This window comes from Ralstonia sp. 22111 (genome assembly GCF_052045895.1).
GTDB lineage: Bacteria > Pseudomonadota > Gammaproteobacteria > Burkholderiales > Burkholderiaceae > Ralstonia > Ralstonia wenshanensis.
Genome location: NZ_JBQEPR010000001.1, coordinates 1,160,507 through 1,187,395 on the forward strand (window position 1 = coordinate 1,160,507; position 26,889 = coordinate 1,187,395).

Sequence of the window (26,889 nt, forward strand, 5' to 3'; positions counted from 1 at the left end):
CTTCAAGCACACCGAATAGGCAGATCAAGATGACCGCACTCGTTATTGCTGAACACGACAATCAATCCATCAAGGCCGCGACGCTGAACACCGTGGCTGCAGCCGTCCAATGCGGCGGCGACGTCCACGTGCTGGTGGCCGGCGCTGGCTGCGGCGCCGCTGCACAGGCCGCAGCGCAGATCGCTGGCGTGACCAAGGTGCTGGTGGCCGACGCGCCCCAGTTTGCCGATGGCCTGGCCGAGAACGTCGCCGAGCAGGCCCTGGCCATCGCCGGCAACTACAGCCATATCCTGGCGCCCGCCACCGCCTACGGCAAAAACATCCTGCCGCGCGTGGCCGCCAAGCTCGACGTGGCCCAACTGTCCGACATCACCAAGGTCGACGGTCCGGATACCTTCGAGCGCCCGATCTACGCCGGTAACGCGATTGCCACCGTGCAATCGGCCGACAAGGTGAAGGTGATCACCGTGCGTGGCACGGCCTTCGACCCGGCTGCCGCCACCGGTGGCTCCGCTGCAACCGAAAGCCTGACCGCCGTGGCAGACGCCGGCATCTCGCAATTCGTCTCGCGCGAAGTGACGAAGAGCGACCGCCCGGAACTGACAGCCGCGAAGATCATCGTGTCGGGCGGCCGCGGCGTGGGTTCGGGCGAGAACTACACCAAGGTGCTGACGCCGCTGGCCGACAAGCTGGGCGCTGCACTCGGTGCCTCGCGCGCTGCCGTGGACGCCGGCTTCGTGCCGAACGACTACCAGGTCGGCCAGACCGGCAAGATCGTGGCGCCGCAGTTGTACATCGCCGTCGGTATCTCGGGCGCGATCCAGCACTTGGCCGGCATGAAGGATTCGAAGGTGATCGTGGCGATCAACAAGGATCCGGAAGCGCCGATCTTCCAGGTGGCTGACTACGGCCTCGTGGGCGATCTGAACGCTGTCGTGCCGGAGCTGGTGACCGCACTGGGCTGATTGCACCGCGCAGCGCTTCACTTGATGCGCGCTGCAACGCCCGACGCAAAGCCGTTTCCGACCTGTTTGGAAACGGCTTTTTTGTACGTGAGCGCCATCAGGAGAGTGCGTCACGCACTCGATGAGGCACTGTCCTGATCGCGCTTAACAAGAGTTGGAGAGAGACATGACCTATCAAGCCCCAGTCAAGGACATGCTGTTCGTGATGAACGAGTTGGCCGGCCTGGACAACGTCGCCAAGCTGCCCGGCTTTGAAGACGCTACCGCCGATACGGCGCAGGCCGTGCTGGAAGAAAGCGCGCGCTTTACCGGTGAAGTGGTTGCGCCGCTGAATGTGGATGGCGACCGTAACCCGAGCAGCTGGAAGGACGGCGTCGTCACGGCCACGGCGGGCTTCAAGGAAGCGTTCGCCCAGTTCGGCCAAGGCGGCTGGCAGGGCGTGCAGCATCCGCTGGAATACGGCGGCCAGGGCCTGCCGAAGCTGATCGCCACGGCGTGTATCGAAATGCTGAACGCGGCCAACCTGTCGTTCGCACTGTGCCCGTTGTTGACGGATGGCGCCATCGAGGCATTGCTGACGGCTGGCACCGAAGAGCAGAAACAGCTTTTTGTCCCCAAGCTCATCTCGGGCGAATGGACGGGCACGATGAACCTGACCGAGCCCCAGGCCGGCTCCGACCTGGCACTCGTGCGCACGCGCGCCGAGCCCGTGGGCGACGGCACCTTCAAGATCTTCGGCACGAAGATCTTCATCACCTGGGGCGAGCACGACATGGCCGAGAACATCGTCCACCTTGTGCTGGCGCGCACGCCGGGCGCACCGGAGGGCGTGAAGGGCATCTCGCTGTTCGTGGTGCCGAAGTTCATGGTCAATGAAGACGGCTCGCTGGGTGCGCGCAACGATGCCCACTGCGTGTCGATCGAACACAAGCTCGGCATCAAGGCGAGCCCGACGGCCGTGCTGCAATTTGGCGACAACGGCGGCGCGATCGGCACGCTGGTCGGCGAAGAAAACCGCGGCCTGGAATACATGTTCATCATGATGAACGCGGCGCGTTATGCGGTGGGCATGCAGGGCATCGGCGTGTCGGAGCGCGCGTATCAGAAGGCTGTCGCCTATGCACGCGACCGCGTGCAGAGCCGCCCGGTAGATGGCTCTGCTGCCAAGGCCGTGCCCATCATTCACCACCCCGACGTCAAGCGCATGCTGCTGACGATGCGTGCCATGACCGAAGGCGCTCGCGCGCTGGCTTACGTGGCCGCCGCGGCGTGCGATGCTGGCCATCATGCTGCCGACGAAGCTGCACGCAAGCAGAACGCAGCGCTGTACGAATTCCTGGTGCCGATCGTGAAGGGCTGGAGCACGGAGATGTCGATTGACGTCACCAGCATGGGCGTGCAGGTGCACGGCGGCATGGGCTTTATCGAAGAGACGGGCGCCGCGCAGTTCTATCGTGATGCGCGCATCCTGCCGATCTACGAAGGCACCACGGCCATCCAGGCCAACGACCTGATCGGCCGTAAGACGGTGCGTGACGGCGGCGCGGTGGCGTTGGGCATCTGCGCGGAAATCGCCAAGGTGGAAGCGGCGCTGGCGGCGAAGGGCGGTGCGCATTGCGACGCGATGCGTGTGCGTTTGGCAGCCGGCCGTGAGGCGCTTGAATCGGTGGTACGCTTTGTGGTCGCGCAGACCAAGGCGCAGCCGAACGCCGTGTTCGCGGGCAGCGTGCCGTATCTGCGCCTGTGCGGCATCGTGCTGTCGGGTTGGCAGATGGCGCGTGCGCTGCTGGTGGCCATCGACCGAGAGAGCGAAGACCCGAACTTCTACGGCGCGAAGATCGCCACGGCGCGCGTGTTCGCTGACGTGTTGCTCACGCAGGCGCCGGGTATTGCGCAGAGTGTGCTGACGGGCGGCGAGACGATCGGTGCGGTGCCGGAAGTGCAGTTCTAAGCGGCGTCAGCGGCACAAATAAAAGGGAGGCTTCGGCCTCCCTTTTTGATTGTCTGCAGCGTAGGCGATCAGGCCAGCGCGGGCTTGGTTGCTGGCATCGGCGTGCCGCCCAGGTAGCGATACACCGACAGGTCATCCGAGCGGATTGCAGGCGAGCGGCCGGACACCAGATCCGACAGCAGCTTGCCCGAGCCGCATGCCATGGTCCAACCCAGCGTGCCGTGGCCCGTGTTGAGCCACAGGCCGCGCACGGGCGTCTGACCGACGATGGGCGTGCCGTCCGGCGTCATCGGGCGCAGGCCGGTCCAGAACGACGCGCGCGACACATCACCTGCACCCGGGAACAGATCGTTGACCACGAACTCCAGCGTCTTGCGCTTGCCCGGGTCGAGGCGCTTGTCGTAGCCGACAATCTGCGCCATGCCACCCACACGGATGCGGTCGTCAAAGCGCGTCACGGCTACTTTGTAGGTCTCGTCCAGGATGGTGGACACGGGGCTCTTCTCCGCATCCGTCATCGGTACGGTGATTGAGAAACCCTTGAGCGGGTAGACCGGCACGTTCACTAGGTTCTTCAGGAACGGCGTGCTGTAGCTGCCCAGCGCCACGACGACCAAGTCGGCGTCGATCGGCTGGCCGTCAACCAGCGCGCCACGTACGGCGTCGTTCTTGAAGATGAGGCTGTTGATCGTGCTGTTGAAACGGAAGCGCACGCCGAGCTTTTCCGCCATTGCGGCCAGGCGCGTGGTGAAAAGTTGGCAATCGCCCGTTTCGTCATTGGGTAGGCGCAAGCCACCGGCCAGCTTGTGGCGGGTCGAGGCCAGGCCTGGTTCACTGCGCACGAGGTCGTCGCGCGAAAGCAGTTCGTAGGGCACCCCGGCGCGCTCGAGCACGGCGATGTCGTTCGCGGCGCCGTCGAGCTGTTGCTGGGTGCGGAAGATTTGCAGCGTGCCTTGCTGGCGGCCTTCGTAGGCGATGCCGGTGTCGGCGCGCAGGTCGCGGATGCAGTCGCGGCTGTACTCAGCCAGGCGAACCATGCGCTCCTTGTTTTGCGCATAGCTGGCGGCGTCGCAGTTGCGCAGCATCTGCCACATCCACTTGAGCTGGAAGAGGGTGCCGTCGGGGCGGATGGAGAGCGGCGCGTGCTGCTGAAACATCCACTTGATGGCCTTGAGCGGTACGCCCGGGGCGGCCCACGGCGACGCGTAGCCCGGCGAGATCTGGCCAGCATTGGCGAAACTCGTCTCCAGCGCCGGACCGGCTTCGCGGTCGACGACGGTGACTTCATGGCCCGCGCGGGCCAGGTAATAGGCGCTGCTGACGCCAATCACGCCGCTGCCAAGAACGAGCACGCGCATGGTGATACTCCCCGGAGATGCATTTGCGATAGATGTCGCTATCGTATTCGCACAACACTAGTAATTGTTTCTGTATATTTCAGGGAAACAGAAACAACTTCGATTTTGAGGCGTTTTCAACCATGCGAACCCAGCGCAAGCCTGTCCGGGCCCTCGATAAGCTCGATCGGCGCATCCTCGATCTGCTGCAAAAAGACGGAAGGCTGTCGATGAAGGAGCTGTCCGAGGCGGTCGGCCTGACCATCACGCCGTGCATCGAGCGCGTCAAACGGCTGGAGCGCGAGCATTTCATCCTGGGTTACTACGCGCGGCTCAATCCAGCCATGCTGGGTGCATCGCTGCTGGTGTTTGTGGAGATCAGCCTGGGCAGCAAATCCGGCAATATGTTCGAGCAGTTCCGGCGCGAGGTGCTGCGCATTCCCGAAGTGCTGGAGTGCCACCTCGTCTCCGGCGATTTCGACTACCTCATCAAGGCGCGCATTCGCGAGATGAGCGAATACCGCCGCTTGCTGGGCGACATCCTGCTGCAGTTGCCGGGCGCCGTGCAGTCCAAGAGTTACATCGTGATGGAGGAGATCAAGGAGACGCTCGCCATCGATGTGACAGAAGCGAGCGGGTGACGTAGCGTTGTCACGCAAACGCCTTAGGCTGGCCGGTATCTCATTAAAGACACCGGAGCCCGCATGTCCGACCAGCCGATCGTCAAGCCGACCCGCCGCACGCTGATCAAGGGTCTCGTTTCCGCCAGCGGTACCGCGTTGCTGGGCTCGCGTATTAGCGATGTGCTGGCGCAGGGCGTCGCGCCAGCTGCAGTGACGTCCGAGCGCCTGCGCCCCCAACTGCCTGGCGGTGTGATGAGCGGCGATATCACGGCTGACAGCGCCATCGTCTGGAGCCGCACCGACCGCCCTGCGCGCATGATCGTCGAATATTCGACAGACGCCGCCTTCAAGAATCTCGCGCGCCGCGTTGGCCCAGTAGCGCTCGAAAGCGGCGGCCTCACAGCCCGCGTTGACCTGACGGGCCTGCCTGCCGGCGCTGACCTGTTCTACCGCGCCCGCTTCCAGGATCTCGTGCACGACAAGGCGTTTAGCGAGCCAGTCACCGGCCGTTTTCGCACGGCGCCCGTGTCGGCCAATCGCCCGGTCTGCTTTGTCTTCTCTGGCGACGAGGCCGGCCAGGGCTGGGGCATCAACGAGCGTTTCGGCGGCTATCGTCTGTACGAAGCGATGCGTCGCGAATCGCCCGACTTCTTCATTCACTCCGGCGACCAGATCTATGCCGACGGCCCGATCCAGGCCGAGGTGAAACTGCCCGACGGCTCGCTGTGGACGAACCTCGTCACCGAGGCGAAGTCGCACGTTGCACAGACGCTCGACGACTACCGCGGCGCATTCGCCTACAACCAGCTCGACAAGAACAAGCGCGCGTTCTCGGCTGAAGTGCCGTTCCTCGTGCAGTGGGACGATCACGAAGTGCGCAATAACTGGTACCCGGGCCAGCAGATCGGCCCGGAAGAGAAGCGCTACCAGGAGCGCAGTGCGTCGCTATTGGCCGCGCGTGCGAAGCAGGCGATGTTCGAGTACAACCCGTTCCGCTTCAACCCGATCGACCCCGAGCAAATCTATCGCGCGTTCCAATACGGGCCGCTGCTCGACGTGTTCATGCTGGATGAGCGCAGCTACCGCGGGCGCAACTCGCCGAACCGCCAGACCCGGCTGGATGCCGATTCGGCCTTCCTTGGTCCGGCGCAGACGGCGTGGCTGAAGCAATCGCTCAAGCAGTCGAAGGCGACGTGGAAGGTGATTGCCAGCGACATGCCGATCTCGCTGGTGGTGCCCGATCTGAACCCCGATGTGCCCAAAGGCACCTACGAAGCGTGGGCGAATGCGGATGACGGTGCGCCGTCGGGCCGCGAACTTGAGTTGGCCGAGATCCTGCGCTTCATCAAGCAGGAGAACATCCAGAACGTGGTGTGGGTAACGGCTGACGTGCACTACGCACAGGCCACGTACTACCACCCGTCGCGCGCAAAGTTCACGGAGTTCAAACCGTTCTGGGAATTCGTCGGCGGGCCGATCAATGCAGGCACGTTCGGGCCGAACGTAGTGGACCCAACCTTTGGGCCGGACCTGCGTTACATCAGCATTCCCAAGGACAATCCGCAGAACCAGTCGCCTGCAGCCCTGCAGCAGTATTACGGCCGCGCCAAGATCGACCCGGCCACGCGCACGATGCACGTGTCGCTCCACGATCTCGACGGCAAATCGCTCTGGGAAGTGAAGCTCGATCCCGAGGCGTAGCCACCGTCACCCGCAGCGCAGCGGGATCGGATGCGATACGATCAGTAGGCCCCCGCATCCATTCTGTTCCGCTGTGTCCGATATGTCCGATCGCCACGTCCCCCGCAAGGGACGCGGCGCCACTTCCAATCTGCAAGGCCGCTTCGAACGCGACGAACGCACGCGCGTCGACGATGGCTGGCAACCGCTCGTCGGGCATCTCGATCCGGACGACGCGCCGGCGCGCATCCAGACCTCTGTCTCCATCGAACGCGCCCGCTCGATCCTGAGCCATAACCAGTCGCCGGATATTCCGTTTGGGGTGTCGCTCAACCCGTATCGTGGCTGTGAACACGGTTGCGTGTATTGCTTTGCGCGGCCGACGCACGCGTACCTGGAGTTGTCGCCGGGTCTCGATTTCGAGACCAAACTGTTCGCCAAGACCAATGCCGCCGAGGTGCTGCGCGAAACGCTGGCCAAGCCCAGCTACCGCTGCGAGGCAATTGCGCTGGGCGTGAACACCGATGCGTATCAACCGATCGAGCGCGAGCTGCGCATCACGCGCGACGTGCTGCAGGTGCTGCACGATTGTGATCACCCGGTCGGGCTCATCACCAAGTCGACATTGATTGAGCGTGACATCGATCTGCTCGCCCCGATGGCCGCAAAGAACCTCGTCGTAGCCGCCGTGACCATCACCACGCTCGACGCCGATCTGGCGCGCAAGCTGGAGCCTCGCGCCGCCACGCCATCGCGCCGCCTGCGCACCATTCGCACGCTGGCCGAGGCGGGTATTCCGGTGGGTGTCAGCGTCGCGCCGATGATCCCCTTCATCACCGACGATCGCATGGAGCAGATTCTGGAAGCCGCGCGCGAAGCGGGCGCCTCATACGCGAGCTACATCGTGTTGCGCTTGCCGAACGAGCTGAACGCGGTATTTCAGGATTGGCTGATGGCGCATTTTTCCGACCGGGCGCAACGCGTGATGAACCGTATCCGCGACCTGCACGGCGGGCACGATTACAAGGCGGATTTCGCCACGCGCATGCGCGGCACCGGCATCTGGGCGGACTTATTGCGGCAGCGTTTCTACAAGACCGCCGACAGGCTCGGCTTCAGTTACCACCGGTACAACGAACTGGTGCTCGACACGTCGCAGTTCAAACCGCCCGCGCGCACCGTCAAGTCAAGCAAGCCCGTTGACGAACGCCAAGGCAGTCTGTTTTGACTACTGCGACAGCTCTTTCGCCGCCTGCACCTGCGTTTCGAAATACGTCTGGAAGGTGATGGCGAGGCCGGCCATCAGCAGGCCCGTGCCGATCATCAGCGTGAAGATGCTGAGCAGCACGACAGGCCAGCCCGAATGTGTGGGCGCGCCGTCGGCATTGAATTGCGCATCCCATTTTTCGTCGGGGCGCAGGCCGTAGACCAGCGCAGACAGATAGCCCGCGAGCACTGAAGATCCACCGATTATTGCGCAGACCCAACCCGGGACGCTCGCACGCTGTGTCGACCACAGCAGCGCCACGCCAATCGCACCGAGCACCATGGCAAGCACTTGCGACCACGCCCAGAAATCGCGTTTGCCCTTGAGATAGAAGCGGTGCGCGCCCACGCTTCCGAACAGGAAGGCGAGCAGTACGGTCAGCAGCTTGGATTTTTTCTGAAGAGCGGTCGTAGGCATAGCGGGCGGTGAACACACGGCAAGAGCTGCGCCGCGCATTCTACGCCCAACATCAGCCGCGGCGCAGCCAAAAATGGCGGCGCCGGGAGCGCGTCCTAAAGACGCATCAGCAACTGGAAGAAGAGGCCGTCAGTTCGGCCGGACGCGCGCAGCGCTGCGGGGCGCTTGCGGCAGGAAGGGCAGAATCACTAAATCGGAACCGGACGCAGCGACAGCACGCTCATCGACACCGTCGAGTCCTGCTGCAGTTGGGGTGTCTGATGGCGCGAGCCGACTTCACCGTAGAGCAGGTGAGCGAGCACCAGCATAAAGGCCGTGGTCCAGACCAGGCCGAGGATAAGCCGCGCATGGCGGTGGAGGGGAAATGACATTGGAGCACCTGTTGTCGTTGTGTTTGGTGTGATGTCACGGGCACGCCAAACGTGTGCACGTGGCCTCCAATCCGACTCAGGTGCTCCCGCCAAGTTCCGGGATGCGAAATACGGCGGTGTGTGTCAGCCCCGGCGCGAGCCGCGCCAGTTACCTTGGTCGCCGTTGCCGCGTTCCTGGCGCATGCGTTCTTGCTGTTGCTGCCAGTCGCCGCGGCCGCCGCCGTCCCGAGGTTGAACCCGACCATTGAGGCGATCATCGGCGCGGGCGCGCGCTTCCATGCGCTCCATTTGCGCGCGGATGCGGGCGGCCTGCTCGCTACGCGTGTCGGCAAAGAATTGCGCCACCAACGGACGTTCCTGCGGCATCGTCTGTGCCGTTTGCGTCCAGACGGGCATGGCGGATTCTGCAAAGGCGACGGCGGCTTGACGCGCCGATGCGTTGCCAGCCACAGCGCCCGCAGAGGCGACGATCAGAACGCCTGCCGCCAAGGGGCGAAGCAATGCGCGAATCGGCATGGCTATCTCCTGTCGGGCAAGGATTCGAGAGGGCCACGCGCCGCGTGTTTCTGGTGTGTGCAACAGAGATCGACTGCGCGTGTTCATGCTTGTCAATGTAAGGCTTCACTCAGTAGGCATCCACTGTCCGAACGTTACCCGTGTAACGAGATGTTTCGTGCACGCTTTGCCATGGCGAGGGGCGACGCCTAGGTCATTTCCCTGTGTAGCGGATGCGATACACAGCGCCGGCTAGGTCGTCCGACACGAGCAAGCTGCCGTCAGGTGCCACCAGCACATCGGCTGGACGTCCCCATGCGTGTTCGCCCTGCAGCCAGCCGTGAGCGAATGGTTCCTGCTTCGTCACAGTGCCGGCGGCGGCGTCCAACACGACGCGCATGACGCGGTAGCCCACCTTTGACGATCGGTTCCACGAGCCGTGCTCGGCAATGAAGATATTGTTTCGGTACTCCGCCGGAAAGCTGCCCCCTGCATAGAACCGCATGCCCAACGCCGCCACGTGCGCCCCGAGCTTGGCGACAGGCGGGACGTAGTTGCTGCACGGGTGCCCGGCGCCGAATTCCGGGTCTGGAATGTTGCCCGCGTGGCAGAACGGGTAGCCGAAGTGAGGATTGGGTTGAGTGATGCGGTTCAACTCGTCGTCGGGCACGTCGTCACCCATCAGATCACGGCCGTTGTCGGTGAACCACAATTCGTGCGTAGTCGGATGCCAGTCGAAGCCGACCGTGTTGCGAATGCCGCGCGCCACCAGTTCCAGTCCGCTGCCGTCGGCGTTCATGCGCATGATGTTGGCGTACCGGTTTTCATCGGGGCGGCAGATATTGCAGGGTGCGCCAACAGGCACATACAGTTTTCCGTCCGGCCCAAATGCGATGAATTTCCAACCGTGATGCGTTTCCGTGGGCAACTTGTCGTTGATGGCCATCGGCTCGGGTGGATTGCTGAGTCGCTTGTCGATGCCATCGAGCCGCAACACACGCGAAACCGCAGAAACATAAAGGTTGCCGTCACGCCATGCCACGCCAACAGGGAGTTGCAGCCCTGACGCCACCACATGGATGGGCGCATTCGGCGTCTGCAACGACATCGCATAGACTTTGCCGGCGCGGCTCCCGACATAGAGAATGCCGGCTGGAGAAAGCGCCATTTCGCGTGCGGCCGGCATCGCGTCCGTCAGCACCTCGACACGGAAGCCGGGCGGTACGTGGAGTGTCTCGATGGGGAGCTTGGCGAGCGCCGCAGTCACTGCACCAAGCCAAGCTGCGACCACAATGGCGGGCTTTACGTACCGTCCTTGCCGCGCGTGCCGCCCGGCATCTTTATTCGCTACGCCTAAGTGTTTGTTTGGTCGGAGAAATTGCGCTATACTTGCGTGTTTCTCTGTACGCATACCCAGTTTTTCAAGGAATAGATCCATGGTCGTGATCCGTCTGGCCCGCGGTGGCTCCAAGAAGCGCCCGTTCTTCAATATCGTTGCGACCGACTCGCGTAACCGCCGTGATGGCCGTTTCATCGAGCGCGTCGGTTTCTACAACCCGCTCGCCGGTGAAGGCGAAGAAGGTCTGCGCATCGTGCAAGACCGCCTGACCTACTGGGAAGGCGTGGGCGCACAACTGTCGCCGACGGTTGCCCGTCTGGTGAAGCAAAACGGCAAGAAAGCTGCTGCCTAAGTTTTAGCATGCGTCGATCGACGGTGCCGTCCGAGCACTTCCTGCTGTGACGCGCGCCGCATCGACACGGCCCGGTCCTGTGGCTGCTGCAACGCAGGCAACCTCGCAAAAGGTTGCTGAACGGCTGCAAGCCATGCGCCCGGGCGCGGGCACCAACCCGACGCTCCCCGACGATCTAGTCGAGGTGGGTTATGTCGGTGGGGCCTACGGTATTCGCGGTTGGATCAAGGTCCAGTTGCACGGCGATGCTGACGCGTTGCTGAATGCTCGCACCTGGTGGCTCAAGCCGGCTGCTGGCGCACTGGCAACGTCGGCAGACTGGCGGGTGTTTCCCGTCGGTACATCGCGTGAGCATAGCGGCACGGTGGTGGCGGGTTCGCCTGCCGCGCCCGATCGAAACGTCGCCGAGGCACTGCGCGGCTATGCTGTGTGGGTCAGCCGGGCCGATTTTCCCGAGCCGGACGATGACGAGTTCTACTGGGTCGATTTGATCGGCGCGACGGTCGTCAACGAGCAACAGGAAACGCTTGGCACGGTGGGCGGCCTGATCGACAACGGTGCGCATCAAATCCTGCGTATCGTCGGTGAAGGCGGCGTCGAGCGGCTCGTACCATTTGTCGAGGTTTACGTGAAGTCGGTGGATGTCGCAGGCAAGCGCATCATCGTCGACTGGGGTCTGGATTACTGAACATGCGGCCGGAGAATTCGGCGATGCAGTTCGACGTCGTCTCGCTGTTTCCGGACATGTTCCGGGCGCTGACGGACTGGGGGATCACCAGCCGTGCAGCCAAGCAGCAGGTGTACACGTTGCGCACCTGGAACCCGCGCGATTTCACGACGGACAACTACCGCACCGTGGACGATCGCCCTTACGGCGGTGGTCCAGGCATGGTGATGTTGGCCAAACCGCTGGAAGCCGCGCTGGATGCGATTCATGAGGCGCAAGCGCCTTCGCCTTCGCATGTGGTGTTGCTGTCGCCGCAAGGCAAGCCGCTTACACACAAGCGGGTGATGGAGCTGGCGCAACTGCCTGCCCTCACGTTGCTGTGTGGCCGATACGAAGCGATCGATCAACGTCTGGTCGACCGTCGCGTAGATGAAGAAATCAGCCTTGGCGATTTCGTCCTTTCCGGCGGAGAGCTTGCAGCGATGGCGATCATCGACGCCGTGGTCCGGCAGTTGCCCGGCGTGCTGGGCGATGCGCAGTCGGCGGTGCAAGATAGTTTCGTCAACGGTTTGCTGGATTGCCCGCACTACACGCGGCCGGAAGAGTACGAAGGTGTGCGTGTGCCCGATGTGCTGCTGGGTGGCCACCATGCCGAGATCGAGAAGTGGCGCCGCCAGCAGGCGCTGTTGAATACGATGCGCAAGCGGCCCGATCTGATCGAGGCGGCGCGCAAGCAGGGTTTGTTGTCCCGCAGCGATGAGGTTTTCCTCGCTGCCGCGGCGATAACGGCAAAGGGGTCAGAGGCTTCCATACCGGAAGGCTCGGCCAAGTGAAGTTCCCATCCTCTACCGGGGCCGCGGTCTACCGACTGGGCAAAACGCCGGCACGATGGTCAAGGAGAAAAAGATGAATCTCATCGAGCAAATCGAGCAGGAAGAAATCAAGCGCCTGACGGCCAACAAGACGATCCCCCCGTTCGCCCCTGGCGACACCGTGATCGTCAACGTGAACGTCGTTGAAGGCACCCGCAAGCGTGTGCAGGCGTATGAAGGCGTGGTGATTGCCAAGCGCAATCGTGGCCTGAATTCGTCGTTCATCGTTCGCAAGATCTCTTCTGGCGAAGGTGTGGAGCGTACGTTCCAGCTGTACTCGCCGCTGCTTGCCAGCATCGAAGTGAAGCGTCGCGGTGATGTGCGCCGTGCGAAGCTGTACTACCTGCGCCAACGCTCGGGCAAGTCGGCACGCATCAAGGAGAAGCTGACCTTCAAGCGCAAGGAAGCCGCAGCGGAGTAATCTGCACGCGTTGCGAAAAGGCACCTTCGGGTGCCTTTTTTCTCTTTTGCGGTGGAAGATTGACCGCATATATGTCGTCAGCCCATCACCATTCAGTCCCATCCGATGCGCCGTCCCGTGTTCGATCCTGAGCAGTTGCCGGTGGTGCCGACCGAGGCATCGTTGCCGGCGCTCGGGGTCGCGCGATTGACCGCCGAGTTCGTACGCGCGCGGCTGCAGATGCCGCCCGACTGGCAACCGGAGCAGACGGATGAATCCCGCCTGATCGATGCTTCGCTCAAATTGCGCGAGGCGGCGGTGTTGGTGCCGCTGGTGCAGCGCGAGGCAGGTCTGACGGTGCTGCTGACGCAACGCAATGCGTCGCTTAGCCAACATGCCGGCCAGGTCAGCTTTCCGGGCGGCGGGCGGGAAGACTTTGACCTCGACATGGTCGACACGGCGCTGCGCGAGACGATGGAAGAGGTCGGCATCAGTGCGAATCACATTGAGGTGATCGGTCGCCTGCCTGACTACATCACCGGGACGGGTTTCCACGTGAGCCCGATTGTCGGATTGCTGGCGCCCGATTTCACGCTTCAACCCGACCCCAGCGAAGTGGCCGAGGTGTTTGAAGTGCCGCTGGCCTTCTTGATGGACCCGGCCAACCACGAAGTGCGCGAGCTGCGTTGGGAAGACCGTGTGCGTCGTTTCTATGCGATGCCTTATCGACGATCTGGGCGATCTGACCAAGCGCCAGACGCTGGTTATCACTTCATCTGGGGTGCGACGGCCGGCATGCTGCGCAACCTGTATCACCTGTTAGCAGCGTAGCGTCGGCGCGAATATGGGCCCCAAGGTGCGCTGTTGCGCGCACGCTGTGTGCTATCGTCTTGCACATCGCATTCACGGCGTGATCCACGCCCTCGCAACGCCCTTCCAATGACTTTTTTCTCCGTACTCTGCGCGCTGATTCTTGAACAGTTCCGTGCGCTCAGCCGGGACAACCCGATCTACGACGTCGTGCGCGCACTGGCCGCGCGGGCAGAAGAATGGTTCGACACGGGCCATCGTCGCGATGCCGTGCTCGCCTGGTGCGTGGTTACGCTGCCGGCCGTGGTGGTCGTGGCGCTGGTGCACTACCTCCTGTCGTCGATCAGCCTTGGGCTGGCGTTCCTGTGGAATGTCCTGATGGTGTACCTGACGCTTGGCTTCCGCCAGTTCAGCCACTACTTCACCGATATCCACGAGGCGCTGCGCAGCGATGACGTTGTCACTGCGCGCCTGCTGCTCAACGAATGGTCGGGGCAGGACACGACCGACATGCCGGTCAACGAGATCGTCCGCCATACGCTCGAATGCGCGATCGTGGCAGCGCATCGCCACGTGTTTGGCGTGTTCTTCTGGTTCCTGGTGCCGATCGGTCCCGCCGGCGTTGTGTTGTACCGCGGCGCTGAATACCTCGCTCGCCACTGGAGCGATACGTCGATGGAGCGTAGCCCAGCGCTCGGTCTCTTTGCCCGTCAGGCATTCTTTGTTATCGATTACATCCCTGCGCGCCTGACTGCGATTGGCTTCTCCATCGTCGGCAACTTTGAAGATGCCGTGTACGCATGGCGCAACCGCGCTGCCAAGTGGAACGACGAAGTGAATGGCATCCTGCTGGCGGCCGGGGGCGGCGCACTCGGCGTGCGTCTTGGCACGCCCATTCCGCAACGTGATTCGGTCGACAGCATTGCCGACGAAGACGGCGCCTATCCGATGGAAGTGGGGCAGGAGCCGAATGTCCGCACGCTGCAGTCAGCTGTGGGACTGGTGTGGCGCGCGGTGGTGCTGTGGATGCTGCTGCTGGCGATGCTGTCGATTGCCGTCTGGCTGGGCTGATGCGGCACCACGATGCCTAGCCGCTGAACGATCAATCAGGCCGCATCCTCGCGGTCTTTGCCGCAGCGCCAGCACTGGGCAAACTGCGGCTCGTGACTTTCTGCGCAATGCGCGCAGCGCCAGGCCGGGCCGGTGGGCGGATGCCGTGCCTGATCGAGCAGCGCTTGCGCCTGCGCTTCCTGCGCCGGGTCCACCAGCCAGACTTGCGCCGCGCAATCCTGCGGCGGAATATCACCCGCCACGCTGCTCAGGTAGATGTTGCGCAGCTCGGTGCGGATGCCGGCGGCAGACAGCACGTTCTGCCAGTGTGCCGCCATGCCGAGCGATGAACTGCTGATCAGCAACTTCATCTCAGCCTCCCCGAACGTGTTACGAAGCCGTTACCAAGGCTTCTGTTGCTCCGATTCGTGCAACAGTTGCGCGTAAAGCTGGTGCCGCCGTGGATCGATCTTGCCTTCGGCCATCGCACCCAGGATGCCACAGCCAGGTTCCTGCAGGTGCCGGCAGTTATAAAAGCGGCACTCGGTCAGGCGCGGGCGGAATTCGGGGAAGGCGCGTTCCAGCATGCCCTCGCTCAGGTGATGCAGGCCGAATTCCTGGAAGCCCGGCGAGTCAATCAGCACGCCGCCCTTGCCCCATTCCGCGGGTAAGTGATAGAGCCGTGTGAACGTGGTTGTGTGCTTGCCGGAATCGAGCTTTTCGGAGATCTCGCGCGTTTGCGCATCCACGCCCGGAATCAGCAGATTCAGCAGTGACGACTTGCCCATGCCCGACTGCCCGATCAGGATCGAGGCGCGCCCAGCCACGTGAGGTTCAAGCGCTGCGTGCGCGGCGTCCGGCGCACCATGCACGGTCAGTTCGACGATGGCGTAACCCAGCTCCCGGTAGAGCGCCAGGCGTGAGCGAGCCGTCTCCAACCGGGCGGTCAAGTCGATCTTGTTGAGCAGGATCAGCGGGGTGATGCCGAGGGATTCTGCCGCGACAAGCGCGCGGCCAAGCAGGTCTTCCGAAAAGCTCGGCTCGGTGCCGAGCATGATGATGACCTGATCCAGGTTCGCGGCCAGCACCTTCGATTTGAACTGATCGGAGCGGTGGAGCAGGTTTCGGCGCTCGTCAACGCGTACGACGACGCCTTGGTCGACGGCAGTGGCTTCATAGACCACGCGATCGCCGACAGCGCATTCGCTGCGCTTGCCGCGCGGGAAACATTGCAGGAAGCCGCCGCCCTCGCGTTCTACCAGGTAATGTCGCCCGTGCGCGGCGATGACAAGCCCGTGTTCGCAGGTGGCTGCCTGCCTATGGGCGCGGCTCGGTTTGCCGCGCGTCATGCCGTGCGAGCCTGCACAAGGCGCTCCACGCGCTGCGATGCAGTCGGGTGCGAATAATAGAACGTTGAGTAGACCGGGTCCGGGGTGAGCGTCGATGCGTTGTCCTGGAACAGCTTGACCAGCGCCGAGACGAGTTGATTTGCGTCGGCGTGCTCGGCGGCAAAAGCATCCGCTTCGTACTCGTCCTTGCGCGACGACAGACTTGCCAGCGGCGAGACGAAGAACGTGAACACCGGCAACACCAGGAAAAACAGCATCAGCGCCAGCGCGTGGTTGTCGGAGAACAGGTTGGGCGCGACGCCAAGGCCCAGGTAGAACCATGTGCGCGTCATAAGCCAGCCGAGCAGCGCCAGTGCACCCAGGCTCAGCACGAACGTCACGGCAATGCGCTTGGTGATGTGATGGCGCTTGAAATGCCCAAGTTCATGGGCGAGCACGGCTTCCATCTCGGACGGATTAAGCCGGGCGAGCAGCGTGTCGAAGAAGACGATGCGCTTGGTTGCGCCAAAGCCGCTGAAGTAGGCGTTGCCGTGGGCGCTGCGTCGGCTACCGTCCATCACGAACAGGCCCTTGCTGGCAAAGCCGCAGCGCTTGAGCAAGCTTTCGATGCGCGAGCGCATTTCCTCGTCCTGCAGCGGGGTGAACTTGTTGTAGAGCGGTGCGATGACGTTCGGGTAGATCGCCTGAACAAACAGCATGAACGCCATCCAGACGATCCAGGTGTAGAGCCACCAGTACGTGCCCATCTTGTCCATCAGCCAAAGCACCGCCAGTAGGAGCGGCAGACCCAGCACGGTGCCGATGGCCAAGCCCTTGAGGTTGTCAGCCAACCATAGCTTGAACGTCATGCGGTTGAAGCCGAATCGCTCTTCCACGACAAACTGCCCATACAGCGAGAACGGCAACTCGATCACGCTGCTGATCGCGATGACCGACGCGATCAGCGCCACGCCATACGCGTAACCGGGGCCGAACACGCCCAGCCATGCCTGGTTGATCCAGTTCAGTCCGCCCAGCAGCGTCAACGCAATCAGAAGGGTGGCCTGAACCGGTACTTCGAGCATCGCCAGACGGGTTCGGGCGATGGTGTAGTCGGCGGCCTTGCGGTGCATGTCCAGCGTGATGGACTCGGCAAACTGCGCCGGCACGGCATCGCGGTGACGCGCCACGTGACGGACTTGCCGCGCGGCCAGCCACAGGCGCGTGGCGGACATCAATGCAAGGGCGACCAGGAAGACAGCAGTAAAGGCGGGCATGTGGGGAAACACCTATCAGATATGCGAAAATTATAGCCTTCAGTCATTTTCTCAAGGCCCTTGAGTGAGCACCCCAGTGAGTCCCCCCGTTTCCCCGTCCGCCACATCCACCTCGACCTCCAACCGCGTTGCCGCTAAGAGCGATAACAACCTCGTTTGGCTAGACATGGAGATGACCGGCCTGAGCCCCGAAAACGACCGCATCATCGAAGTGGCCGTGGTGGTGACGGATTCGGAGTTGAACATCCTCGCTGAAGGCCCTGTGCTGGTGATTCATCAGTCCGACGAGCTGCTCGACGGCATGGACGCCTGGAACAAGGGCACGCACGGCCGGTCGGGTCTGATCGACAAGGTCAAGGCCTCAACCACGACCGAAGCGGAAGCGGAAGCTGAACTGCTGGCCTTCCTCAAGAAGTGGGTGCCGAAGAGCAAGTCGCCGATGTGCGGCAACTCCATCTGCCAGGACCGCCGTTTCATGGCGCGCTACATGCCCAAGCTCGAGGAGTACTTCCATTACCGCAACCTGGACGTCTCGACACTCAAGGAGCTTTGCAAGCGCTGGCAGCCGGCCATTGCCAAGGGCTTTACGAAGCACCAGCGGCACACGGCATTCGCAGACATCATCGAGTCGATCGAAGAGCTGCGCTATTACCGCGAGCACTTCATCCGCGATGTACCGCAAACGCCGGATGCTGAAGCGCTGGCGTCTTCGGTCGCCCCGTAAGCGTTAAGCCTGCAGCGGTTTTGCGCGCACAGCGTGCTTGGGTCGCCAGGCCTTGACCACGCTGTCGTGCGTCTCGATATACGGGCCGCCGATCAAATCGATGCAGTAGGGCACGGCCGCAAAGATGCCCGGGACCGTGGCGCGGCCCTCCACATCCTTCAAGCCCTCCAGCGTTTCCCTGATGGCACGCGGTTGACCGGGCAGGTTGATGATCAGCGTCGCGCGCGACGGCGTCTCGCGGATCACCGCCACCTGACGCGACAGAATGGCCGTCGGCACGAAATGCAGGCTGATCTGGCGCATCTGCTCGCCGAAACCTAGCATTTCCTTGGTGGCGACGGCCAGCGTGGCCTCGGGTGTGACATCGCGGCGCGTGGGGCCGGTGCCGCCCGTGGTGAGCACCAAATCGCACCCGGCATGGTCGACGAGGTCGATCAGCGTGTCGGCAATCGTCGCTTGATCGTCCGGAATCAGCCGCTCCACCCCTTGCCACGGCGATGAGAGCGCGGTGCCAAACCAGTCCCGCAGCGCGGGAATCCCTTCATCCTGATACGTGCCGGCCGATGCGCGATCCGAAATCGACACAAAACCGACGACCAGTTCGTCGGCGTGGCGACGGGTGATCGGTGCGGAGGGGGCGGGGGCTGTCATGCTTCGTCGTCTTCGGCTTCGGGTTGATCGGCGTCGTCTTCGTCACGGTCGTTGCCCGACAGGGCCTGCTTGACCATCTGGAACAGCTCGCGTGACGACTTGGGCGGCTTGGCCAACTGCGCCTCCTTGCGTGCATTGCGTACCAGCGTACGCAGCGCCTGCACGTCGGAATCCGGGTGCGCTGCAATGAACTCGGTGATGGCGTCGTCGCTGGCGATCAGGCGGTCGCGCCAGCGCTCGATGGCATGCAGGCGGGCAGTTTCCGCCTTGGAGGCGCCTACGAAGGTGGCCAGGACGCGGCGGATGGCCTCCACTTCCTCGTCGGTCAGGGCGCGCATCAGCTTGCCGATGTACTGCATCTGGCGGCGCTTGCCTTCGTGGGCGGTGGTGCGTTTGGCCTCGCGCAGGGCATCGACCAGCTTTTCGGGCAGCGGCACCTTGGCAAGTTTGTCCTTGGGCAGCGCTTCCAGGGCGGTGCCCAGGTCTTGCAAGGCGTTCACCTCGCGTTTGCGCTGCGATTTGCTCTTGGGCGTATCCGGATCGTCCTCGTCACCGATGTCGGTGCGCACGACGGGTTGGAGATACGTGGGGTTGTGTCGGGATGCTCGGCTCATGGCGCGCATTGTATCTTGCTATGATGGGCACTTTCGCCAGTTCTTGCCCGCTTTTGGCAAAATCGCGGCACCCGTTTCTCCCCTCCATTGCCTATGTCTCAAACGCTCGATTCCAAGACCGCCCCTGTGTTTGCCTACCGCCGCGAACAGCTCGAGGAGATGGCCACCGATGTGCTGCGCATTGCACGCGAACTCGGTGCTTCCGATGCCGCAACGGAAATCTCCGAAGGCCAGGGCCTGTCGGTCACGGTGCGCAAGGGCGAGATCGAGACCATCGAGCAGAACCGCGACAAGATTGTTGGCGTGACAGTCATGCTCGGCAAGAAGCGCGGCAACGCCAGCACGTCGGACTTTTCGCCGGCGGCACTGCGGTCCACCGTCGAGGCCGCCTACAACATTGCGCGCTTCACGGCCGACGATGATTGCGCCGGCTTGGCAGAAGAAGAACTGCTGGAAAAGCACCCGCAAGACCTGCAGCTCTATCACCCCTGGATGATCGACGCCGAAGCGGCCGTGGAGATCGCGCGCGCCGCGGAAGCCGCTGCCTTTGCCGTAAGCCCGAAGATCCGCAACAGCGATGGCTCCAGCATCTCGGCACAGCATTCGCACTTCGTCCTGGCCACCTCGCGCGGTTTCATGGCGGGCTACCCGTATTCGCGTCATTTCATTTCTGCCGCGCCCATCGCTGGTTCGGGTGCGCACATGCAGCGTGACGATTGGTATTCGTCCAAGCGCTCGCCGGATGATCTGGCTGCGCCCGAAGCGATCGGCAAATACGCGGCGGAACGTGCGTTGGCGCGTCTAGGCGCGCGCCGCCTGACGACGCGCAAGTGCCCGGTGTTGTTCGAAGCGCCGCTCGCTGCGGGTTTGCTGGGTGCGTTTGTGCAGGCGGTATCGGGCGGCGCGTTGTATCGCAAGTCGACGTTCCTGCTCGATACGCTGGGCAAGGAAGTCTTCGCGCCGCACGTGCAGATCACGGAAGACCCGCACGTACTCAACGGCATGGGCAGCGCGCCGTTCGACGAGGAAGGCGTGCGCACGCAGCGCCGCGATGTCGTAAAGAACGGCGTGGTGGAGGGCTACTTCCTGTCGACGTATTCCGCGCGCAAGCTCGGCATGCAAACCACAGGCAATGCCGGCGGCTCGCACAACCTGACGCTGTTCTCAGACAAGACCACGCCGGAAGACGACTTTGCCGGCATGCTGCGCCGCATGGGTACGGGCCTGCTGGTGACCGAACTGATGGGCCAGGGCGTGAACTACGTAACCGGGGACTACTCGCGCGGCGCATCGGGCTACTGGGTCGAGAACGGCGTGATCCAGTATCCGGTGGAAGAGATCACGATCGCCGGTAATCTGGGCGAGATGTTCCGCCAGATCGTCGCCATCGGTGCCGACGCGCTGGTGCGCGGTACGAAAGAAACCGGCTCCATTCTGATCGAACAGATGACGATTGCCGGCGAATAAATTGCCGTAGTCAAAATGAAAAACGCGCTCGAAACTGAGCGCGTTTTTTTTTGCCTGCTGTGGTTACTGCTCGTTCGATGGCGGACGTTCGTATGTAACGAACGCGTAGTCGAAATCGTTGGGCACGGCCGCGTGGTGCGTCTCGCGTGCAACCTCGTGCCAGAGCTTTGGGTCCGGCGCGGGAAAGTGTGCATCGCCTTCGAAATCGGCGTCGATCTCCGTGACGATCAAGCGGTCTGCGCTCGGGAGGGCATCCGCATACAGTTGCGCGCCGCCGATCAGGAAGATCTGCTCGGCGCCCACGCACAAGCGCTGGGCGTCTTCCATCGAATAGGCGATCTCACAGCCCGGCAGCTCAAGCTTGGCATTGCGCGTGACGACAATGTTGCGCCGGCCCGGCAGCGGGCGGCCGATCGAATCGTACGTCTTGCGGCCCATCACGATGGGCGCACCCATGGTCGTGCGCTTGAAGTGCGCGAGATCTTCCGGCAGGCGCCAGGGCAGGGTGTTGTTGCGTCCAATCACGCCATTGCGGGCGCGGGCGACGATGAGCGTCAGGATGGTCATACGGTTACACGGCCACCGGTGCTTTGATCGCAGGGTGGCTCTGGTACCCGACAATCTCAAAGTCTTCGTACTGATAATCGAAGATGCTGTCGGGCTTGCGCTTGATGACCAGTTTCGGCAACGGCAGCGGTTCACGCGCGAGTTGCGTCTCCACCTGTTCAAAGTGGTTGTTATAGAGGTGGCAGTCACCGCCGGTCCAGACGAAATCGCCCACATCGAGGCCGGTCTGCTGCGCAACCATGTGCACGAGCAGCGCGTAGCTCGCAATGTTGAACGGCACGCCGAGGAAGATATCGGCGCTGCGCTGGTAGAGCTGGCATGACAGCTTGCCGTCGGCCACATAGAACTGGAAGAACGCGTGGCAGGGGGGCAGCTTCATGCGCGGGATGTCCGCCACGTTCCAGGCCGAGACGATCAGCCGGCGCGAATCGGGGTTGCGCTTGATCTGTGCGATCAGCTCGGCGATCTGGTCAATGTGTTCGCCGTTAGGCGTCGGCCACGAACGCCATTGGGAGCCGTAGACGGGGCCCAGTTCGCCGTCGGCGTCGGCCCATTCGTCCCAGATCGTCACGCCGTTGTCTTGCAGCCACCGCACGTTAGTCGAGCCTTGGAGGAACCACAGCAGCTCATAGACGATGGATTTGATGTGGACCTTCTTGGTGGTCACCAGCGGAAAGCCGTCCTGCAGGTTGAAGCGCATCTGGTGGCCGAACACCGAGCGCGTGCCGGTGCCGGTGCGATCGGCTTTGTCGGTGCCATGTTCGTAGACATGGCGCATCAGGTCGAGATAAGGCTTCATGCGAGCGCGGGCGAAGAGGCGGGGCGTCGGAAAATCGAGTGAGCCGCATTGTAACGTGAGCGGCCCGGCGTCGACTGTACCGGCAGTGTCCGGAAACTGGCCCGTTCAGATGACCAGAACGGCTGGACCGGCAAAACGCAGGATTGTCGATGTTGTAAGGGGCGGCGGGGCTGGCAGGATGGCGCTATCGTTTCAACTGTCTGACGGAGAAAGATCATGTCGACCATTGTTACCTCCGCATCGCTGGACCGTGCCAATGAACTGCGCCATCTGCGCGCAGCGGCCAGCGTTGTCCATGCGGCGATTGCGCCGACCCCGGAATACTGCTGGCCGTTGCTCTCGCAAGCCATGGGTACCGAGGTGTGGGTGAAGCATGAGAACCACACCGAAGTGGGCGCGTTCAAGCTTCGGGGCGGGCTGACTTACATGCATTCCTTGCGCCAGCGCGAGCCCCAAGTGCGCGGTGTGATCGCCGCCACGCGTGGCAATCATGGCCAGTCGATTGCATTGGCAGCGCGCCGCAACGGTATCGCCGTCACCATCGTCGTGCCACATGGCAATAGCGTGGAGAAAAATGCCGCCATGCGTGCACTTGGCGCAGAGCTTATTGAAGCGGGCGATGACTTCCAGGCAAGCCGCGAGTTCGCCGATCAACTGGCCGGTGAACGTAGCTTGCACTTTGTGCCCTCGTATCACGACGATCTGGTCGTCGGGGTGGCGAGCTACTGGCTGGAGTTTCTGGAGGCCACGCCTTTGGATGTGGTCTATGTGCCCATCGGTATGGGTTCCGGGATTTGCGCGGCTGTACGGGCGCGCGATGCGTTGGGACTGTCGACACGCATTGTCGGCGTGGTGTCGGCCCATGCTCGATGCTACGAGCAGTCGTTCGCAAGCGGTGCCGTGATGTCGGCGCCGGTGTCGACGCTGCTGGCCGACGGGCTTGCGTGTCGCACGCCGGATGCCAAGGCACTTGAGGTGATCCGCGCCGGCGTCGACGAGATCATTGCCGTGACGGATGACGATGTGGCAGAGGCCATTCGTCTGTATTTCTCCACGACGCACAACGTGGCCGAGGGCGCTGCCGCTGCGGCCCTGGCGGGGGCGTGGCAGCAGCGCGAGCAGATTGCCGGCCAGCGCGTCGGCCTGCCGCTGACCGGCGGCAACATCGATCGCGCCAAGCTGGCGCGCGTGCTCGCCGGCCAGCCGATCCTGGCTTAGGCGAGTTGCTGGCGGCGACGTTGCACCAGCCAACCGCCGCCCAGCACGACCACGAACACCACCACATACACTGCCCACTTGAGCGGCGGCTGTGCGGCAAAGAACGCCTTGAGAACCGGTTCGGCCACGATCATGTGGGCGGCCGTATAAGCCAGCACCGCGGCGCCGCCGTAGATGATGATCGGGAAGCGTTCGATCAGGCGCAGTACCACGCCGCTGCCCCACACGACGACCGGCACGCTGATCAGCAGGCCCAGCACCACCAGAAGGAAGCTGCCGTGCGATGCGCCGGCAATGGCGAGAACGTTGTCGATGCCCATCACCGCATCGGCGATGATGATGGTTTTCATGGCGCCCATCAGCGTGGTGCTGCCCGCGCCGTGTTCATCGCCGCCCTGGCCGTCGTCAGCCAGAAGCTTCCATGCGATCCACACCAGCGCCAGGCCGCCCACCAGCATCAGGCCCGGAATCTTCAGCAGCCACACCACCGCCAGCGTCATTAGCGCACGTACGACGATGGCGCCCGCGGCGCCCCACATGATCGCTTTCTTCTGTAGCTCGGGCGGCAGGTTGCGCGCAGCCAGCGCGATGAGGATGGCGTTATCGCCCGCAAGCACGAGGTCGATCACGATGATCGATGCCAGCGCGGCAGCAAACTGCATGGTGAAAATGTCAGACAACCATTCCATGGTGGCTCCAAGTCAAACAACAATAAAAATCGGTTGACCGGACTGCATGGAGTGCAGGGGCGAGACGCTTTGCAGACCATGAAATCCGGTTGCAAAGGTCTTGCTCGACACGAACAGGTTGGGAACCTGCTGGTGCCGGCACGACCGGAAGCGTGGGCTTCGTCATGACGATCGTGCCTGGGGCTGAAGAACCCCCGAGCTACTCCCCTTTGAGGAAGTCCGCATTATATCGCAGCAGGCCGATTGTGCGCTGCAAAAACGCAACATTGGCCTTGCAGCAAGGTGTGCGTGATTTTTTCAGCGGCGCAGGTGATTTTTACGATTGGCGCGATGCCGTGTTGTGACGGCCTCCGGCGAAAGAACGGTGGCGCTGTCACAAAGCGGCGTCTACGCTGCAATTTCATCCGCGCGCCATGGGCCTGCGGTGATGGCATGGGCGCGATGGCACATTTCTCGCTGTCGACAGCCCTCATGACCATGCAGCACCGTGCCGTTCCACCCACAACGGGAGACACCATGCAGGCCACCAAGCCGTCCGCCGATGCCTATGCCCGCCGCGCGCTGGCTCGACTGATCCAGCCCCAGCCCACGGTCGACGCCGTTGGCGCAGGCCTGACTTTCTACCAGCTCTTTACGGAAGACGACGCTGCGCTGCGTGCCGAGGCCGAAGCCGGCCTACTCGCACCCGCAGCCAGCATCAGCCCGAAGTTCTTCTACGACGCCCTTGGTTCGCGCCTGTTCGAAGCGATTACCGATCTGCCCGAGTACTACCCGACGCGCACCGAAGCCGCCATCTTCAGCCTGCATGCGGCCGAGATCGCGATGCGCGTGGGGCGCGGCGCCACGTTGATCGACTTGGGGGCCGGCAACTGCGAAAAGGCCGCACGGCTGTTCCGCACGCTCGCGCCGTCGCGTTATGTGGCGATCGATATCTCGGCGGATTTTCTACGCGATACGCTCCGTGGGCTTGCGCGTCAGCATCCCCAATTGCCGATGGTCGGCATCGGCGCCGATCTATGTGCGCCGCTGGTGTTGCCTGATGCCGTGGGCGACGGGCGCCGCGTGTGGTTCTATCCCGGTTCGAGCCTGGGCAACTTCACACCGGAAGAGGCGGGCGCATTTCTCTCGCGCCTGCGCGAAGCTTCCGCCCCCGGCGACAGCGTGCTGATCGGCATCGACCTCATCAAAGAGGCCGAACGCCTCGAGGCCGCTTACGACGATCCGCTCGGCGTGACGGCAGCGTTCAACCTGAACGTACTGCGCAACCTGAATCGCCTCCTGGGCGCAAATTTCGACGTGCGGGACTGGCGCCATGTCGCGCTGTACCGCTCAGAAGCCCATCGCGTTGAGATGCACCTAGAAGCTCGTCGCGACGTGACAGTGCGATGGGGCAAGCACGACCGCGCCTTTGCTGCCGGCGAACGCATGCACACCGAGAACTCCGTCAAATATGACCTGCCGAGCCTGCAAGCGATGTTTGCCGATGCCGGCTTCGAAGACCTGCATGCCTGGACCGACGCCAGCAGCGACTTTGCCGTCTGCCACGCGAGCGTAGGCCGCTAGGACGGGCGGCAGAACACCCGGCAGGCCGGTGCGATAATGGATCGATTCCCGCCCGAGGTGTGCCGCGATGGCTGAATTCTTCATGCTCCCCGATCCGACCTTCATCGGATCGCTTCCCGACTGGACCGACGGCCGTCGCCTGCCGCGCCAGGGCATCGCGCACAGCCTCGTCGATGCACGCAATTGCACGCTCGCGTTGTTGTCGGCGTTTGGCGATACGCAGCGCGGCTGGCAGATTGAACGCGTGGAGCATCACGCGCCGCCCCTCTGGACGCTGGGCCAGTTGGCATGGTTTGCCGAGTTCTGGTGCCTGCGCGAGCCGCGTCGCAACGGCAGCGACACCATCGAAGACGGCGCCGGCACGGAGTGGGACCTGGCGCGCTGGCAAGCCACGCTGCCCGCCGCGCTTGACGGTGCCGACTCGTTCTTCGACATGGACCGCATGCCGCCAGAGGCATGCTGGGACCTGACGCTGCCCGGCATTGCCGCGATCAAGCACTACGCGCATGGCGTGCTCGACCGCGTGCTCCGTAAGCTCGCCACGCTTGGCACCGACGACGATGCGGCGCTGGAGCCGTTTCGCTGGGCGGTATTCCACGAAGACCTGCGCGCCGAACATCTGCACGGCCTGCTGCAGGTAGTGGGCCTGCAACCCGCTGGACAGCCTCCGCTGGCCGCCGTGGCCGTGCCGGCTGCCCAGACATTGGCGTTGTCCGGCGGCCGCTTCCAGATGGGCTGGCCGGACGCCGACGGATTCTTCTTTGACAACGAGTGTCCGCCGTACCGCACCTATGTGCCCGCGTTTGAGATCGATGCGCAGCCGGTCACGAATGGCCAATACCTGGAGTTCATCGAAGACCGCGGCTACGACCATCCGCAGTGGTGGTCGCCGGCCGGCATGGAGTGGCTGATGATGCAGGAGCGTTCGGCGCCGCTGGGTTGGCAGCGCGATCCCGCCACGCGTACCTGGCAGGCACTGCGCTACGGTCAGGCGCGTACGATCAACCGGGATGAAGCCGTGCGTCATGTGAGCCTGTACGAAGCCCAGGCTTGGTGCCGCTGGGCCGGCCGTCGCCTACCGACCGAAGACGAATGGGAGATGGCCGCGGTGCAGGGCCGGGCCGGCTTTCATTGGGGGCAGGTGTGGGAGTGGACGTCGTCGCCGTTCGAGCCGTATCCGGATTTTGTGCCGGGCATGCCGCGAGGCCGTGTGGCGAGCCTCTCGGCGCCGCACTTCGTGACGATGCAGGCGGTGAGGGGCGCCGCTGCACATACGCCGCAACGCACCCGTCACCCGCGTTTCCGGGGCTTCCTGCTGCCGGAGCGCGACGACATCTTTGTCGGCTTCCGAACCTGTGCGCTTTGACGGAAGCCGGTCGGGACAGGACCGGCAAGC

The 26,889-nt window shown here is 63.2% G+C and carries 29 protein-coding genes; 16 read left to right on the forward strand and 13 right to left on the reverse strand.

Features of this window, described 5'->3' with window-relative positions:
• Positions 1-29 precede the first annotated feature (29 nt).
• The gene (locus ACTJK4_RS05440) at positions 30-965 is read left to right on the forward strand and encodes an electron transfer flavoprotein subunit alpha/FixB family protein (RefSeq protein ID WP_232042304.1); all 936 of its coding nucleotides are present in this window, start codon (positions 30-32) and stop codon (positions 963-965) included.
• Between the two features lie 166 nt (positions 966-1,131).
• Positions 1,132-2,916, forward strand: coding sequence for an acyl-CoA dehydrogenase (locus ACTJK4_RS05445; RefSeq protein ID WP_260802800.1), 1,785 nt, complete (start codon positions 1,132-1,134; stop codon positions 2,914-2,916).
• A 68-nt stretch (positions 2,917-2,984) separates the two neighbouring features.
• Here the strand turns inward: ACTJK4_RS05445 and ACTJK4_RS05450 are convergent, their stop codons facing one another.
• Positions 2,985-4,274: a D-amino acid dehydrogenase gene (locus ACTJK4_RS05450; protein WP_232042306.1), complete on the reverse strand. Its 1,290-nt coding sequence runs from the start codon at positions 4,272-4,274 to the stop codon at positions 2,985-2,987.
• 122 nt (positions 4,275-4,396) lie between these two features.
• On the opposite strand from ACTJK4_RS05450, the gene ACTJK4_RS05455 reads away from it, so the two are divergent.
• The 3 genes from ACTJK4_RS05455 to ACTJK4_RS05465 all read left to right on the forward strand — a co-directional run bounded on the left by ACTJK4_RS05455 (position 4,397) and on the right by ACTJK4_RS05465 (position 7,784).
• Entirely contained in the window at positions 4,397-4,894 is a 498-nt protein-coding gene (locus ACTJK4_RS05455) for an Lrp/AsnC ligand binding domain-containing protein (protein ID WP_232042307.1), read from the forward strand.
• Positions 4,895-4,957: 63 nt separating this feature from the next.
• Positions 4,958-6,577, forward strand: a complete 1,620-nt coding sequence (locus tag ACTJK4_RS05460; protein ID WP_440816597.1) for an alkaline phosphatase D family protein — start codon at positions 4,958-4,960, stop codon at positions 6,575-6,577.
• A gap of 82 nt (positions 6,578-6,659) precedes the next feature.
• Positions 6,660-7,784: a PA0069 family radical SAM protein gene (locus tag ACTJK4_RS05465; protein ID WP_440816599.1), complete on the forward strand. Its 1,125-nt coding sequence runs from the start codon at positions 6,660-6,662 to the stop codon at positions 7,782-7,784.
• On the opposite strand, the gene ACTJK4_RS05470 is transcribed toward ACTJK4_RS05465, so the two are convergent.
• The 4 genes from ACTJK4_RS05470 to ACTJK4_RS05485 form a co-directional block, all read right to left on the reverse strand.
• The gene (locus ACTJK4_RS05470; RefSeq protein ID WP_260802795.1) at positions 7,785-8,240 is read right to left on the reverse strand and encodes a TM2 domain-containing protein; all 456 of its coding nucleotides are present in this window, start codon (positions 8,238-8,240) and stop codon (positions 7,785-7,787) included.
• A gap of 188 nt (positions 8,241-8,428) precedes the next feature.
• Positions 8,429-8,611 (reverse strand): hypothetical protein, encoded by a 183-nt coding sequence (locus ACTJK4_RS05475; RefSeq protein WP_440816601.1) that lies wholly within the window; start codon positions 8,609-8,611, stop codon positions 8,429-8,431.
• 123 nt (positions 8,612-8,734) lie between these two features.
• On the reverse strand, positions 8,735-9,127 hold the full coding sequence (locus ACTJK4_RS05480) for a hypothetical protein (RefSeq protein WP_316868629.1): 393 nt from the start codon (positions 9,125-9,127) through the stop codon (positions 8,735-8,737).
• A 193-nt stretch (positions 9,128-9,320) separates the two neighbouring features.
• Positions 9,321-10,397: a PQQ-dependent sugar dehydrogenase gene (locus ACTJK4_RS05485; RefSeq protein ID WP_440816859.1), complete on the reverse strand. Its 1,077-nt coding sequence runs from the start codon at positions 10,395-10,397 to the stop codon at positions 9,321-9,323.
• A 145-nt stretch (positions 10,398-10,542) separates the two neighbouring features.
• Between ACTJK4_RS05485 and rpsP the strand changes: the two genes are divergently transcribed.
• The 6 genes from rpsP (at position 10,543) to ACTJK4_RS05515 (ending at position 14,617) form a co-directional block, all read left to right on the forward strand.
• Complete coding sequence (gene rpsP, locus ACTJK4_RS05490) at positions 10,543-10,797, forward strand: 30S ribosomal protein S16 (protein WP_024976244.1); 255 nt, start codon at positions 10,543-10,545, stop codon at positions 10,795-10,797.
• Positions 10,798-10,930: 133 nt separating this feature from the next.
• Positions 10,931-11,485 carry a ribosome maturation factor RimM gene (rimM, locus tag ACTJK4_RS05495; RefSeq protein ID WP_440816862.1) on the forward strand — a complete coding sequence of 185 codons (555 nt, stop codon included), beginning with the start codon at positions 10,931-10,933 and terminating at the stop codon, positions 11,483-11,485.
• A gap of 23 nt (positions 11,486-11,508) precedes the next feature.
• Positions 11,509-12,297, forward strand: a complete 789-nt coding sequence (gene trmD, locus ACTJK4_RS05500; RefSeq protein ID WP_232042313.1) for a tRNA (guanosine(37)-N1)-methyltransferase TrmD — start codon at positions 11,509-11,511, stop codon at positions 12,295-12,297.
• A 73-nt stretch (positions 12,298-12,370) separates the two neighbouring features.
• A complete protein-coding gene (rplS, locus tag ACTJK4_RS05505) occupies positions 12,371-12,757 on the forward strand; it encodes a 50S ribosomal protein L19 (RefSeq protein ID WP_004629138.1) in 387 nt (128 codons plus the stop codon).
• A gap of 105 nt (positions 12,758-12,862) precedes the next feature.
• Positions 12,863-13,567: a CoA pyrophosphatase gene (locus ACTJK4_RS05510; protein ID WP_316878041.1), complete on the forward strand. Its 705-nt coding sequence runs from the start codon at positions 12,863-12,865 to the stop codon at positions 13,565-13,567.
• Positions 13,568-13,675: 108 nt separating this feature from the next.
• On the forward strand, positions 13,676-14,617 hold the full coding sequence (locus ACTJK4_RS05515) for a CobD/CbiB family protein (RefSeq protein ID WP_316868632.1): 942 nt from the start codon (positions 13,676-13,678) through the stop codon (positions 14,615-14,617).
• A gap of 35 nt (positions 14,618-14,652) precedes the next feature.
• Here the strand turns inward: ACTJK4_RS05515 and ACTJK4_RS05520 are convergent, their stop codons facing one another.
• Genes ACTJK4_RS05520 through ACTJK4_RS05530 form a run of 3 tightly spaced genes read right to left on the reverse strand, consistent with a single transcriptional unit; the run spans position 14,653 to position 17,201 of the window.
• Positions 14,653-14,967 (reverse strand): DUF2007 domain-containing protein, encoded by a 315-nt coding sequence (locus ACTJK4_RS05520; protein WP_232042316.1) that lies wholly within the window; start codon positions 14,965-14,967, stop codon positions 14,653-14,655.
• A 30-nt stretch (positions 14,968-14,997) separates the two neighbouring features.
• Positions 14,998-15,945: a ribosome small subunit-dependent GTPase A gene (gene rsgA / locus ACTJK4_RS05525; protein ID WP_440816607.1), complete on the reverse strand. Its 948-nt coding sequence runs from the start codon at positions 15,943-15,945 to the stop codon at positions 14,998-15,000.
• On the reverse strand, positions 15,942-17,201 hold the full coding sequence (locus ACTJK4_RS05530) for a M48 family metallopeptidase (RefSeq protein WP_440816610.1): 1,260 nt from the start codon (positions 17,199-17,201) through the stop codon (positions 15,942-15,944). The genes rsgA and ACTJK4_RS05530 overlap by 4 nt, the downstream gene beginning before the upstream one ends.
• Positions 17,202-17,277: 76 nt before the next feature.
• On the opposite strand from ACTJK4_RS05530, the gene orn reads away from it, so the two are divergent.
• Positions 17,278-17,925 (forward strand): oligoribonuclease, encoded by a 648-nt coding sequence (gene orn, locus ACTJK4_RS05535; RefSeq protein ID WP_373407656.1) that lies wholly within the window; start codon positions 17,278-17,280, stop codon positions 17,923-17,925.
• Between the two features lie 3 nt (positions 17,926-17,928).
• Here orn and mog read toward each other — a convergent pair whose 3' ends face one another.
• Together mog and yjgA are read right to left on the reverse strand one after the other, a co-directional pair.
• Positions 17,929-18,576 carry a molybdopterin adenylyltransferase gene (mog, locus tag ACTJK4_RS05540; RefSeq protein WP_440816613.1) on the reverse strand — a complete coding sequence of 216 codons (648 nt, stop codon included), beginning with the start codon at positions 18,574-18,576 and terminating at the stop codon, positions 17,929-17,931.
• Positions 18,573-19,190, reverse strand: coding sequence for a ribosome biogenesis factor YjgA (gene yjgA, locus ACTJK4_RS05545; RefSeq protein WP_316868637.1), 618 nt, complete (start codon positions 19,188-19,190; stop codon positions 18,573-18,575). Before yjgA ends, mog begins: the two co-directional genes overlap by 4 nt.
• A 93-nt stretch (positions 19,191-19,283) precedes the next feature.
• Here yjgA and pmbA point away from each other — a divergent pair, with 93 nt between their 5' ends.
• Positions 19,284-20,657, forward strand: a complete 1,374-nt coding sequence (gene pmbA / locus ACTJK4_RS05550; RefSeq protein ID WP_440816615.1) for a metalloprotease PmbA — start codon at positions 19,284-19,286, stop codon at positions 20,655-20,657.
• Between the two features lie 63 nt (positions 20,658-20,720).
• On the opposite strand, the gene ACTJK4_RS05555 is transcribed toward pmbA, so the two are convergent.
• Both ACTJK4_RS05555 and ACTJK4_RS05560 read right to left on the reverse strand, forming a co-directional pair.
• Positions 20,721-21,224 carry a dihydrofolate reductase gene (locus ACTJK4_RS05555; protein ID WP_440816618.1) on the reverse strand — a complete coding sequence of 168 codons (504 nt, stop codon included), beginning with the start codon at positions 21,222-21,224 and terminating at the stop codon, positions 20,721-20,723.
• Positions 21,225-21,228: 4 nt separating this feature from the next.
• Positions 21,229-22,023 (reverse strand): thymidylate synthase, encoded by a 795-nt coding sequence (locus tag ACTJK4_RS05560; protein ID WP_232042324.1) that lies wholly within the window; start codon positions 22,021-22,023, stop codon positions 21,229-21,231.
• A gap of 216 nt (positions 22,024-22,239) precedes the next feature.
• Between ACTJK4_RS05560 and ACTJK4_RS05565 the strand changes: the two genes are divergently transcribed.
• A complete protein-coding gene (locus tag ACTJK4_RS05565) occupies positions 22,240-23,241 on the forward strand; it encodes a threonine dehydratase (RefSeq protein ID WP_440816620.1) in 1,002 nt (333 codons plus the stop codon).
• On the opposite strand, the gene ACTJK4_RS05570 is transcribed toward ACTJK4_RS05565, so the two are convergent.
• Positions 23,238-23,930, reverse strand: coding sequence for a TerC family protein (locus tag ACTJK4_RS05570; RefSeq protein WP_316868643.1), 693 nt, complete (start codon positions 23,928-23,930; stop codon positions 23,238-23,240). The genes ACTJK4_RS05565 and ACTJK4_RS05570 overlap by 4 nt on opposite strands.
• 516 nt (positions 23,931-24,446) lie before the next feature.
• Between ACTJK4_RS05570 and egtD the strand changes: the two genes are divergently transcribed.
• Both egtD and ACTJK4_RS05580 read left to right on the forward strand, forming a co-directional pair.
• Entirely contained in the window at positions 24,447-25,493 is a 1,047-nt protein-coding gene (gene egtD / locus ACTJK4_RS05575) for an L-histidine N(alpha)-methyltransferase (RefSeq protein ID WP_322016892.1), read from the forward strand.
• A gap of 67 nt (positions 25,494-25,560) precedes the next feature.
• Positions 25,561-26,859 carry an SUMF1/EgtB/PvdO family nonheme iron enzyme gene (locus tag ACTJK4_RS05580; protein WP_440816624.1) on the forward strand — a complete coding sequence of 433 codons (1,299 nt, stop codon included), beginning with the start codon at positions 25,561-25,563 and terminating at the stop codon, positions 26,857-26,859.
• The last annotated feature ends 30 nt before the right edge of the window (positions 26,860-26,889 follow it).